The 11,839-nt window shown below is 55.6% G+C and carries 11 protein-coding genes; all 11 read left to right on the top strand.

What is annotated here, in order from left to right:
• Positions 1-159 precede the first annotated feature (159 nt).
• Positions 160-1,362 carry a 1-deoxy-D-xylulose-5-phosphate reductoisomerase gene (gene ispC, locus AC1M2H_RS22475; RefSeq protein ID WP_480149114.1) on the top strand — a complete coding sequence of 401 codons (1,203 nt, stop codon included), beginning with the start codon at positions 160-162 and terminating at the stop codon, positions 1,360-1,362.
• Positions 1,363-1,601: 239 nt separating this feature from the next.
• On the top strand, positions 1,602-2,360 hold the full coding sequence (ispU, locus tag AC1M2H_RS22470) for a (2E,6E)-farnesyl-diphosphate-specific ditrans,polycis-undecaprenyl-diphosphate synthase (RefSeq protein WP_095104095.1): 759 nt from the start codon (positions 1,602-1,604) through the stop codon (positions 2,358-2,360).
• 12 nt (positions 2,361-2,372) lie between these two features.
• On the top strand, positions 2,373-3,230 hold the full coding sequence (cdsA, locus tag AC1M2H_RS22465) for a phosphatidate cytidylyltransferase (RefSeq protein WP_480149113.1): 858 nt from the start codon (positions 2,373-2,375) through the stop codon (positions 3,228-3,230).
• A gap of 11 nt (positions 3,231-3,241) precedes the next feature.
• The gene (gene rseP, locus AC1M2H_RS22460; RefSeq protein WP_480152018.1) at positions 3,242-4,597 is read left to right on the top strand and encodes a sigma E protease regulator RseP; all 1,356 of its coding nucleotides are present in this window, start codon (positions 3,242-3,244) and stop codon (positions 4,595-4,597) included.
• 31 nt (positions 4,598-4,628) lie between these two features.
• Positions 4,629-7,058, top strand: coding sequence for an outer membrane protein assembly factor BamA (bamA, locus tag AC1M2H_RS22455; RefSeq protein ID WP_464414896.1), 2,430 nt, complete (start codon positions 4,629-4,631; stop codon positions 7,056-7,058).
• A gap of 123 nt (positions 7,059-7,181) precedes the next feature.
• Complete coding sequence (skp, locus tag AC1M2H_RS22450) at positions 7,182-7,667, top strand: molecular chaperone Skp (protein ID WP_041144136.1); 486 nt, start codon at positions 7,182-7,184, stop codon at positions 7,665-7,667.
• Between the two features lie 3 nt (positions 7,668-7,670).
• Positions 7,671-8,696 carry a UDP-3-O-(3-hydroxymyristoyl)glucosamine N-acyltransferase gene (gene lpxD / locus AC1M2H_RS22445; RefSeq protein WP_480149112.1) on the top strand — a complete coding sequence of 342 codons (1,026 nt, stop codon included), beginning with the start codon at positions 7,671-7,673 and terminating at the stop codon, positions 8,694-8,696.
• Positions 8,697-8,846: 150 nt separating this feature from the next.
• The gene (gene fabZ, locus AC1M2H_RS22440) at positions 8,847-9,302 is read left to right on the top strand and encodes a 3-hydroxyacyl-ACP dehydratase FabZ (protein WP_004145858.1); all 456 of its coding nucleotides are present in this window, start codon (positions 8,847-8,849) and stop codon (positions 9,300-9,302) included.
• A 3-nt stretch (positions 9,303-9,305) separates the two neighbouring features.
• Positions 9,306-10,094 carry an acyl-ACP--UDP-N-acetylglucosamine O-acyltransferase gene (gene lpxA, locus AC1M2H_RS22435; RefSeq protein WP_480149111.1) on the top strand — a complete coding sequence of 263 codons (789 nt, stop codon included), beginning with the start codon at positions 9,306-9,308 and terminating at the stop codon, positions 10,092-10,094.
• Complete coding sequence (lpxB, locus tag AC1M2H_RS22430) at positions 10,094-11,242, top strand: lipid-A-disaccharide synthase (protein ID WP_480149110.1); 1,149 nt, start codon at positions 10,094-10,096, stop codon at positions 11,240-11,242. The genes lpxA and lpxB overlap by 1 nt, the downstream gene beginning before the upstream one ends.
• A complete protein-coding gene (gene rnhB / locus AC1M2H_RS22425) occupies positions 11,239-11,835 on the top strand; it encodes a ribonuclease HII (protein WP_480149109.1) in 597 nt (198 codons plus the stop codon). Before lpxB ends, rnhB begins: the two co-directional genes overlap by 4 nt.
• Positions 11,836-11,839: the final 4 nt, after the last annotated feature.

Raw genomic sequence — 11,839 nt, 5'->3', positions numbered from 1 at the left:
ACGTTCAGCTCCAGGGAGTGCGTCGAAAGGTCGGCCCCTGTAGCCTTTAGCTCTCTTGTTGAAGGCTATATACCGCCTGACTACCTCCTGATCGTTGATACGCAAAGGTCTGCTGACGGCGTTTTTCTTTTATCCTGTCTTACTTCTTCTGGACGCCTCATGAAGCTCTTAACCGTTCTCGGTTCGACCGGTTCAATTGGCTGCAGCACGCTGGATGTCGTGCGCCATAACCCCGATCGCTTTTCCGTCGCCGCGCTGGTCGCGGGGAAAAATGTCGACCGCATGGTTGAACAATGTCTGGAATTCGCCCCCCGCTACGCGGTCATGGATGATGCGAAAAGCGCCGAATCTCTGCGTATCGCGCTGCGCGAACGCGCCTGCCGTACCGAAGTTCTGAGCGGCCAGCACGCCGCGGCGGAAGTTGCCGCATTGGATGACGTTGACCAGGTGATGGCGGCGATTGTCGGTGCCGCAGGGCTGGTTCCGACGCTCGCGGCCATTCGCGCCGGCAAAACGGTGCTGCTGGCCAACAAAGAGGCGCTGGTGACCTGCGGTCGTCTGTTTATGGACGCCGTGCAGCAGTCCGGCGCGCGCTTGTTACCCGTCGATAGCGAACATAACGCTATTTTTCAGAGTATGCCGGAAACAATTCAACACAATCTGGGATACGCTGACTTAACGCAGAACGGCGTCTCGTCGATTCTGCTTACCGGTTCCGGTGGTCCTTTCCGGGAAACAGCACTCTCTGAGCTGGCGGCAATGACGCCGGATCAGGCCTGCCGCCACCCTAACTGGGCAATGGGACGTAAAATTTCCGTCGATTCCGCCACGATGATGAATAAAGGGCTGGAGTATATCGAAGCCCGCTGGCTGTTCAACGCCTCGGCCCGGCAGATGGAAGTGCTGATCCACCCGCAATCTGTTATCCACTCAATGGTGCGCTATCGCGATGGCAGCGTTCTCGCGCAGCTCGGTGAGCCGGATATGCGTACGCCGATCGCCCACACCATGGGATGGCCACAGCGTCTGAATTCCGGGGCTGAAGCGCTGGATTTCTGCCGTCTGAGCAATCTGAGCTTTGCTGCGCCGGATTATGAACGCTATCCGTGCCTGAAGCTGGCGATGGACGCGTTTGATATCGGCCAGGCGGCGACGACGGCGCTGAATGCCGCCAATGAAATTTCGGTAGCCGCGTTCCTCGCTACGGAGATTCGCTTCACCGATATTGCGGCGGTTAACCTGGCGGTACTGGATCGGCTGGCGCTGGATGAGCCGCAAAGTATTGAAGAAGTTCTGATTGTCGATGCCCAGGCGAGAGCGGCTGCTCGTCAGCAGTTGAAACATCTGGCGGCGCGGGGCTGACCGACGCAATACGTTGTGATATTTGTGGGCGCTGGGCTTCAGTGATATAGTCTGCGCCACCCGATCGTTGTCTAAGATTGCGGTGGCCGTGGCATGACACGGCTTTTTTGCGTAAAGCTTTTGGTTGTTCTCTGCGATTAGCCGCGACCTCGGCACTGGATAAAAATGCGTATATAGCGCTGACCGGTTGCTTGCGTTTAGCGGCGTGGCTAATCCTTATTATGGACTTAAAACGCGTTATGTTGTCTGCTAATCAAACTGTCAGCGAAATATCACCTGTACATGGCTGTCGTCATGTCGCCATCATTATGGATGGCAACGGACGCTGGGCGAAACAGCAAGGGAAAATTCGCGCATTCGGCCATAAAGCCGGAGCGAAGTCGGTCCGTCGCGCAGTTTCCTTCGCGGCGAACAATGGTATTGAAGCGTTGACGCTATACGCATTCAGCAGTGAGAACTGGAACCGCCCGGCGCAGGAAGTCAGCGCGCTGATGGAGCTGTTCGTCTGGGCGCTGGATAGCGAAGTCAAAAGCCTGCACCGGCATAACGTTCGCCTGCGTATCATCGGCGAAACCACGCGTTTTAACGCTCGCCTGCAGGAGCGGATCCGCAAAGCGGAAGCGCTGACCGAGAACAACACCGGCTTAACGCTGAATATTGCTGCGAACTACGGTGGACGCTGGGATATCGTTCAGGGCGTCCGCAATCTGGCCGAACAGGTAAAAAACGGGTTACTTCAGCCCGAACAGATCACGGAAGACATGCTGAGTCAGCAGGTCTGTATGCATGAACTGGCACCTGTAGATTTAGTTATTAGGACCGGGGGAGAGCATCGCATCAGTAATTTTTTGATTTGGCAAATTGCCTATGCCGAACTTTACTTTACCGATGTTCTTTGGCCCGATTTCGCTGAACAGGACTTTGAAGGTGCACTCCATGCCTTTGTTAATCGTGAGCGTCGTTTCGGCGGCACTGAGCCGGGTGGCAGCAATGCCTGATGGGGGTCGCTTTTGCTGAAGTATCGCCTGATATCGGCTTTTGTTTTGATCCCCGTGGTAATTGCGGCGCTGTTCCTGTTGCCGCCTGCGGGTTTCGCCATCGTCACGCTGGTCGTTTGTATGCTCGCCGCGTGGGAGTGGGGGCAGCTAAGCGGCTTCACTTCAACGACCCAACGCGTCTGGCTGGCGCTGCTCTGCGGCCTGCTGCTGGCGCTGATGCTTTTCCTGATGCCTGAATATCACTATGACGTCCATCAACCGGTGGTTGAGGGGGCGCTGTGGACATCTCTGGGCTGGTGGATTGCGGCCCTGCTGCTGGTACTTTCCTACCCGGCTTCTGCTGCCTTTTGGCGGAGCTCTAAAACCCTGCGCCTGGTTTTTGGCATTCTGACCATCGTCCCGTTCTTCTGGGGCATGCTGACGCTGCGCGCATGGCACTACGCGGATAACCATTACAGCGGCGCGCTGTGGCTACTGTACGTGATGATTCTGGTTTGGGGCGCGGACTCCGGAGCCTATATGTTTGGCAAAATGTTCGGTAAGCACAAGCTGGCGCCGAAGGTTTCGCCGGGCAAAACCTGGCAAGGTTTTTTTGGCGGGCTGGTTACCGCCGCGGTTATTTCCTGGGCGTACGGCCTGTGGGCGAATCTCGATGTTACGCCGGCGGTACTGCTCACTTGCTCTATCGTTGCGGCGCTGGCTTCGGTGCTCGGCGACCTGACGGAAAGTATGTTTAAGCGAGAGGCCGGCATCAAGGATAGCGGGCATCTGATTCCCGGACATGGCGGAATTCTGGATCGTATCGATAGCCTGACGGCGGCGGTTCCGGTATTCGCGTGTCTGCTATTGTTGGTCTTCAGGACGATTTGACGGAAGGTTTTATGCTAAGCGTTCTCTGGAATTTGGCCGCTTTTATCATTGCGCTGGGCGTATTGATCACCGTGCATGAGTTTGGCCATTTCTGGGTGGCTCGTCGCTGCGGCGTTCGCGTAGAACGCTTCTCTATCGGCTTTGGCAAAGCGCTATGGCGGCGCTTTGACAAGCAGGGAACGGAATTCGTTATCGCCCTTATCCCACTCGGCGGTTACGTCAAGATGCTCGACGAGCGCGTCGAGCCGGTGGCGCCAGAGATGCGCCACTGCGCTTTCAATAATAAAACCGTCGGTCAGCGCGCAGCGATAATCGCCGCAGGACCGATCGCGAACTTCATTTTTGCCATCTTTGCCTACTGGCTGGTGTTTATCATCGGCGTCCCCGGCGTGCGTCCGGTTGTTGGCGAAATAGTACCCGATTCGATTGCCGCACACGCACAAATTGCAAAAGGAACGGAACTTAAAGCGATAGATGGCATCGAAACGCCTGATTGGGATGCTGTGCGTATGGCCCTGGTAACGAAGATCGGCGACCCGCAAACAATAGTTTCGGTCGCCCCTTTCGGGACAAGCCAACGCCAGGATAAAATCCTCGATTTACGCCACTGGGCGTTCGAGCCGGACAAACAGGATCCGGTGACATCGCTGGGCATTCAGCCCCGGAGCGCGCAGGTTGATACGGCTCTGGCGGAAGTACAATCGAATTCGGCAGCGCAGAAGGCGGGTTTGCAAGCGGGCGACAGGATCGTTAAAGTCGATGGTCAACCGTTAACGCAGTGGATGACGTTTGTTAATCTGGTGCGTGATAACCCCGGCAAGGCGCTGGTTTTGGACATCGAACGGCAGGGGGGGCCTCTGTCAGTGACGCTGACACCAGATTCGAAGTCCGGTAGTAAAGGTCAGGCTGAGGGATTTGCAGGGGTTGTGCCTAAGGTCATCCCGCTGCCCGATGAATATAAGACAGTTCGTCAGTACGGGCCGTTTGCCGCCATCGCTGAAGCCACGGATAAAACCTGGCAACTGATGTCGCTAACGGTCAGGATGCTGGGTAAATTGATAACCGGTGATGTCAAACTGAACAACCTCAGCGGGCCGATTTCTATCGCCCAGGGGGCTGGAATGTCAGCGGAGTTTGGGTTGATTTACTATCTGATGTTCCTTGCGCTGATAAGCGTGAACCTCGGAATAATCAACCTGTTCCCGCTTCCCGTCCTGGACGGGGGGCACCTGCTGTTTTTAGCGATTGAAAAGCTAAAAGGCGGGCCGGTATCCGAGCGAGTTCAAGACTTTAGTTATCGCATTGGCTCAATACTGCTGGTGTTGTTAATGGGGCTTGCACTTTTCAATGATTTCTCTCGGTTGTAAGAGAGTTTGTTAGGAAGAACGCATAATAACGATGGCGATGAAAAAGTTGCTCATAGCGTCGCTGCTGTTTAGCAGCGCAACCGTATACGGTGCTGAAGGGTTCGTGGTGAAGGACATTCATTTCGAAGGCTTGCAGCGTGTCGCTGTTGGTGCGGCCCTCCTCAGTATGCCAGTGCGTCCTGGCGATACGGTGACCGATGATGATATCAGTAACACCATTCGCGCTCTGTTTGCCACCGGCAACTTTGAGGACGTCCGCGTCCTGCGCGATGGTGATACCCTGCTGGTGCAGGTGAAAGAGCGCCCAACGATTGCCAGCATCACTTTCTCCGGTAACAAATCGGTGAAGGATGACATGCTCAAGCAAAACCTTGAGGCATCCGGCGTGCGCGTTGGGGAGTCTCTTGACCGGACAACGCTCGCTGATATCGAGAAAGGGCTGGAAGATTTCTACTACAGCGTCGGTAAGTACAGCGCCAGCGTAAAAGCTGTCGTCACGCCGCTGCCGCGTAACCGCGTCGACCTGAAGCTGGTGTTCCAGGAAGGCGTCTCGGCGAAAATCCAGCAGATCAATATTGTCGGTAACCATGCATTCAGCACCGATGAACTGATTTCAACCTTCCAGCTGCGCGATGAAGTGCCGTGGTGGAACGTGGTTGGCGATCGCAAATACCAGAAGCAGAAGCTGGCAGGGGATCTCGAAACGCTGCGCAGCTATTATCTGGATCGCGGCTACGCGCGTTTCAACATCGACTCCACCCAGGTGAGCCTGACGCCGGATAAAAAAGGCATCTATATCACCGTGAACATTACCGAAGGCGATCAGTACAAGCTGTCGGGTGTGCAGGTGACGGGCGATCTGGCAGGGCACTCGGCGGAAATCGAAGCGTTGACCAAAGTCGAGCCGGGCGAGCTGTATAACGGCGCCAAAGTGACCAAAATGGAGAATGACATTAAGAAACTCCTCGGTCGCTACGGTTACGCCTATCCGCGTGTTCAGTCGCAGCCGGAAATCAACGACGCCGACAAGACCGTGAAGCTGCACGTCAATGTCGATGCCGGGAACCGCTACTACGTGCGTAAAATTCGCTTTGAAGGCAACGACACCTCTAAAGATTCCGTTCTGCGTCGCGAAATGCGCCAGATGGAAGGGGCGTGGCTGGGCAGCGACCTGGTTGACCAGGGTAAAGACCGTCTGAACCGTTTAGGCTATTTCGAAACCGTTGATACCGATACGCAGCGCGTGCCGGGCAGTCCGGATCAGGTCGACGTGGTCTATAAGGTCAAAGAGCGTAACACCGGCAGCTTCAACTTCGGTGTCGGCTACGGTACTGAGAGCGGCGTGAGCTTCCAGGCGGGCGTTCAGCAGGACAACTGGTTAGGTACCGGCTATTCCGTTGGCATTAACGGTACCAAAAACGATTACCAGACCTATACTGAACTGTCGGTCACTAACCCGTATTTCACCGTGGATGGCGTCAGTCTCGGTGGTCGTATCTTCTATAACGACTTTGATGCCAGCGATGCGGATCTGTCCGACTATACCAACAAAAGCTATGGTACGGACGTGACGCTGGGCTTCCCGGTTAACGAATACAACACGCTGCGAGCGGGACTGGGGTATGTTCATAACTCCTTGTCCAACATGAAGCCGCAGGTCGCGATGTGGCGCTATCTGAACTCACTGGGGCAATACCCAAGTACGACGAACGATAGCAACGGCTTCAGCGCTAACGACTTCACTTTCAACTACGGTTGGACGTATAACAAGCTGGACCGCGGTTTCTTCCCGACGGAAGGTTCGCGCGTTAACCTGAATGGTAAAGTGACCATTCCAGGTTCAGATAACGAATATTACAAAGCCACGCTGGATACGGCGACCTACGTACCGATCGATGACGATCACAAGTGGGTGGTTCTGGGACGTACCCGCTTTGGCTACGGTGACGGTCTGGGTGGTAAAGAGATGCCGTTCTACGAGAACTTCTACGCCGGTGGTTCAAGCACCGTGCGCGGGTTCCAGTCGAACACCATTGGTCCGAAAGCGGTCTATTTCCCGGCCAGCAGCCGTCATGATGATGACAGCGGCTACACTAATGACTGTAAGAGCACCGCATCCGCGCCGTGTGAATCAGATGATGCTGTGGGCGGTAACGCCATGGCGGTCGCCAGCCTGGAGATGATTACGCCGACGCCGTTTATCAGCGATAAGTATGCGAACTCGGTCCGTACTTCCTTCTTCTGGGATATGGGGACCGTGTGGGATACTCACTGGGATTCGAGCGCCTACGCCGGCTATCCGGACTATGGCGATCCGAGCAACATCCGCATGTCCGCAGGTATTGCGATACAGTGGATGTCGCCGTTGGGGCCGTTGGTATTCTCCTACGCCCAACCGTTTAAAAAGTACGAGGGAGACAAGGCCGAGCAGTTCCAGTTTAACATTGGTAAAACTTGGTAACTGTAGGGTGACAAAGGAATGTAAGTGCAGTATCGCGCTGACTTTAGGCGATAACCTCGGTTGTCGCCTGGCCACGCAAATAACGGTACCCCTGGGTACTCATGGGATGGTAAGGAGTTAATTGTGAAAAAGTGGTTATTAGCTGCAGGTCTGGGTTTAGCAATGGTAACTTCCGCACAGGCGGCAGATAAAATTGCAATGGTAAACATGAACAGCCTGTTCCAACAGGTTGCCCAGAAAACAGGCGTTTCTAATACGCTGGAAAACGAGTTCAAAGGCCGTGCGAGCGAGCTGCAGCGTATGGAAGGTGACCTGCAGTCTAAAATGCAGCGTCTGCAGTCCATGAAGCCGGGCGCCGATCGTACTAAGCTGGAAAAAGACGTCATGGCTCAGCGCCAGACCTTCTCTCAGAAGGCACAGTCTTTTGAGCAGGATCGTTCACGTCGTTCTAACGAAGAACGCGGCAAGCTGGTTACCCGTATCCAGACCGCTGTGAAAAGCGTCGCGAACAGCCAGAGCATCGATCTGGTTGTAGATTCTAATGCCGTTGCATACAACAGCAGCGATGTAAAAGACATCACCGCTGATGTGCTGAAACAGGTTAACTAAGTAATGCCTTCAATTCGACTGGCTGATCTTGCGCAGCAGTTGGATGCAGAATTACACGGTGATGGCGATATCGTCATCACCGGCGTTGCATCCATGCAGTCTGCAAAAGCGGGCCAAATTACGTTCATGGTAAATCCTAAATACCGTGATCGCCTGGCCGATTGCCAGGCTTCTGCCGTTGTGATGACGCAGGATGATTTACCCTTTGCCCACGGCGCCGCGCTGGTAGTGCGTAACCCCTACCTGACCTACGCGCGCATGGCTCAAATACTTGATACCACGCCGCAGCCGGCGCAGAATGTCGCGCCCAGCGCGGTCATCGATGCCACGGCGAAGCTGGGTAAGAACGTAGCGATCGGCCCTAACGCCGTTATCGAATCCGACGTAGAGCTCGGCGATAACGTGGTTATCGGCGCCGGATGCTTCGTCGGTAAAAAGACCAAAATTGGCGCAGGCTCGCGTTTATGGGCCAACGTCACCGTTTATCACGAGATTGAGATCGGCGAAAATTGCCTGATCCAGTCCGGTACCGTTATTGGTGCCGACGGTTTCGGCTACGCCAACGATCGCGGTAACTGGGTGAAGATCCCGCAGCTGGGTCGCGTCATTATTGGCGATCGCGTGGAGATCGGCGCCTGTACTACTATCGACCGCGGGGCGCTGGATGACACCTCGATCGGCAACGGCGTCATTATCGACAATCAGTGCCAGATTGCGCACAACGTCGTGATTGGCGACAATACCGCCGTTGCTGGCGGCGTGATCATGGCGGGTAGCCTGAAAATCGGCCGCTACTGTATGATTGGCGGCGCCAGCGTGATCAACGGTCACATGGAGATCTGCGACAAAGTGACCGTGACGGGGATGGGAATGGTTATGCGTCCTATCACCGAACCCGGCGTTTACTCGTCAGGTATTCCGCTGCAGCCGAATAAGGTTTGGCGTAAAACAGCCGCGCTGGTGATGAATATTGATGATATAAGCAAGCGCCTGAAAGCAGTTGAGCGCAAGGTTAATCAGCAAGATTAGCGCACCCAGCCAGACGCGAAATCTGCCACGTAGCCGCTAAAGCGGCTGTCTGGAGGGTAGCGCGTTAAAATTTTCGGCCTGTTGCATTCATAAGATTGCCGCAGGCCGTGTTATTATTGCCTTTTAGTATATTTAGACAGGAAGAGTATTTTGACTACTGACACTCATACTCTGCACATTGAAGAGATTCTGGAACTTCTGCCTCACCGTTACCCGTTCCTGCTGGTAGACCGCGTGCTGGATTTTGAAGAAGGTCGTTTTCTGCGCGCAGTAAAAAATGTTTCTGTTAACGAGCCGTTTTTCCAGGGGCATTTCCCTGGTAAACCGATTTTACCAGGCGTACTGATTCTGGAAGCCATGGCGCAGGCCACCGGCATTCTGGCATTCAAAAGCGTGGGCAAGCTCGAACCGGGCGAACTGTACTACTTTGCCGGGATTGATGAAGCGCGTTTCAAACGCCCGGTAGTGCCTGGCGACCAGATGATTATGGAAGTTACTTTTGAGAAAACCCGCCGCGGGCTGACGCGTTTTAAAGGCGTCGCGCTGGTTGACGGGAAAGTGGTGTGCGAAGCAACGATGATGTGCGCGCGTAGCCGGGAGGCCTGATACGTGATTGATAAAACCGCCTTTATTCATCCTTCAGCCATTGTAGAAGAAGGCGCCGTTATCGGTGCTAACGCTCACATTGGTCCGTTTTGTATTGTTGGTGCTAACGTCAAGATTGGTGAAGGCACCGTACTGAAATCTCATGTTGTGGTTAACGGTCATACTACGATTGGCCGCGATAATGAGATCTATCAGTTCGCTTCCATCGGCGAAGTTAACCAGGATCTGAAATATGCTGGTGAACCGACCCGCGTGGAAATTGGCGATCGCAACCGCATCCGCGAAAGCGTCACCATTCATCGCGGCACAGTACAGGGCGGTGGATTAACGAAGGTGGGCAGCGATAACCTGCTCATGATCAACGCCCACGTGGCGCATGATTGTACGGTCGGCGACCGCTGTATTCTGGCCAATAACGCGACCCTTGCCGGACACGTCACGCTGGACGATTACGTTATCATCGGCGGCATGACCGCGGTGCATCAGTTCTGCATCATCGGTGCCCACGTGATGGTTGGCGGCTGCTCCGGCGTGGCGCAGGACGTTCCGCCGTTCGTTATTGCTCAGGGCAACCACGCGACGCCGTTTGGCGTCAATATTGAAGGTCTGAAGCGCCGCGGCTTCAGCCGCGAAGCGATTACCGCAATTCGTAACGCGTATAAGCTGCTGTACCGCAGCGGCAAAACGCTGGACGAAGCCAAGCCGGAAATCGCCGAACTGGCGGTTCAGTATCCTGAAGTTCAGCCATTTTTCGACTTCTTTGCCCGCTCAACCCGCGGCCTGATTCGTTAATGGCTGCACAGCGTCCCCTGACGATTGCCCTGGTCGCCGGAGAAACCTCCGGCGATATTCTTGGTGCAGGTCTGATCCGCGCGCTCAAGGCTCGTATTCCCGATGCGCGCTTTGTGGGGGTGGCGGGGCCGCTAATGCAGGCAGAGGGCTGCGAAGCCTGGTATGAAATGGAAGAGCTGGCGGTGATGGGCATTGTTGAAGTGCTCGGTCGCCTGCGTCGGCTGCTGCATATTCGCGCCGATCTCACCCGTCGCTTCGGCGAGCTGCGTCCCGACGTGTTTGTCGGCATCGACGCGCCGGACTTCAATATCACCCTTGAAGGCAACCTGAAAAAACAGGGCATCAGGACGATTCACTACGTCAGCCCATCCGTTTGGGCGTGGCGACAAAAACGCGTTTTCAAAATTGGCAGATCGACCGATCTGGTGCTGGCATTCCTGCCTTTCGAAAAAGCGTTTTACGACAAATTTAACGTTCCCTGCCGTTTTATCGGCCACACCATGGCGGATGCGATGCCGCTGGATCCGGATAAAGGCGCCGCGCGCGAGCGTTTAGGCGTCGCCCGGGACGCGCACTGCCTGGCGCTGCTGCCGGGGAGCCGCGGGGCAGAGGTTGAAATGCTCAGCGCAGACTTCCTCAAAACCGCGCAGATTTTGCGTGAAAGCTATCCCGATCTGCAGGTGCTGGTCCCGCTGGTTAACGCTAAACGGCGTGAGCAGTTTGAACGTATTAAAGCCGAAACGGCTCCGGATCTCCCGGTTCACCTGCTGGACGGTCAGGCGCGTGATGCGATGATTGCCAGCGATGCCGCGCTGCTCGCCTCCGGGACGGCGGCGCTGGAGTGCATGCTGGCCAAGTGTCCGATGGTCGTCGGCTACCGCATGAAGCCCTTTACCTTCTGGCTGGCGAAGCGGCTGGTGAAAACCGATTACGTTTCGCTCCCCAATCTGCTGGCCGGGCGCGAGCTGGTTAAAGAGCTGCTGCAGGATGAGTGTCAGCCGCCGCTGCTTGCCGATGCGCTGCGGCCGCTGCTGGCCGACGGCAAAACCAGCCATGAAATGCACGACACCTTCCGCGCGCTGCATCAACAAATTCGCTGTAATGCTGATGAACAGGCGGCGGACGCGGTACTGGAGTTAGTAAAATGATTGAGTTTGTCTATCCGCATACCCACCTCGTTGCCGGCGTTGATGAAGTTGGACGCGGGCCGCTGGTTGGCGCGGTCGTCACCGCGGCGGTGATCCTCGATCCGGCAAGGCCGATTATTGGCCTGAATGACTCCAAAAAATTAAGCGAAAAGCGTCGCCTGGCGCTGTTTGATGAAATCAAAGAGAAGGCCTTATCCTGGAGCCTTGGCCGCGCGGAGCCGCATGAAATTGACGAGCTGAATATCCTGCACGCCACGATGCTGGCCATGCAGCGCGCCGTCGCCGGCTTGCACATTGCGCCGGAGTTCGTGCTGATTGACGGTAACCGCTGCCCGTCGCTACCGGCTCCCTCTCTGGCGGTGGTGAAAGGCGACAGTCGGGTGGCGGAAATCAGCGCGGCGTCTATTCTGGCTAAAGTCACGCGCGATGCCGAGATGGTGACGCTGGATCTGCAATTTCCTCAATACGGCTTTGCGCAGCATAAAGGCTATCCCACCGCTTTCCATCTGGAAAAGCTGATAGAGCATGGCGCAACGGAGCATCATCGGCGCAGCTTTGGCCCGGTAAAACGCGCGCTGGGCCTCGCGTCCTGAATCA

Source organism: Klebsiella sp. F11, assembly GCF_056712265.1.
The sequence above is the reverse complement of the archived record's forward strand: the minus strand, read 5'-3'. Positions and strand labels throughout refer to the sequence as shown.

What these genes read in the sequence shown, in the direction of transcription:
- lpxB (WP_480149110.1), top strand. Translation starts at nt 10,094, where the DNA reads ATGGCTGCACAGCGTCCCCTGACGATTGCCCTGGTCGCCGGAGAAACC.
- lpxD (WP_480149112.1), top strand. Translation starts at nt 7,671, where the DNA reads ATGCCTTCAATTCGACTGGCTGATCTTGCGCAGCAGTTGGATGCAGAA.
- rnhB (WP_480149109.1), top strand. Translation starts at nt 11,239, where the DNA reads ATGATTGAGTTTGTCTATCCGCATACCCACCTCGTTGCCGGCGTTGAT.
- bamA (WP_464414896.1), top strand. Translation starts at nt 4,629, where the DNA reads ATGGCGATGAAAAAGTTGCTCATAGCGTCGCTGCTGTTTAGCAGCGCA.
- rseP (WP_480152018.1), top strand. Translation starts at nt 3,242, where the DNA reads ATGCTAAGCGTTCTCTGGAATTTGGCCGCTTTTATCATTGCGCTGGGC.
- ispC (WP_480149114.1), top strand. Translation starts at nt 160, where the DNA reads ATGAAGCTCTTAACCGTTCTCGGTTCGACCGGTTCAATTGGCTGCAGC.
- ispU (WP_095104095.1), top strand. Translation starts at nt 1,602, where the DNA reads ATGTTGTCTGCTAATCAAACTGTCAGCGAAATATCACCTGTACATGGC.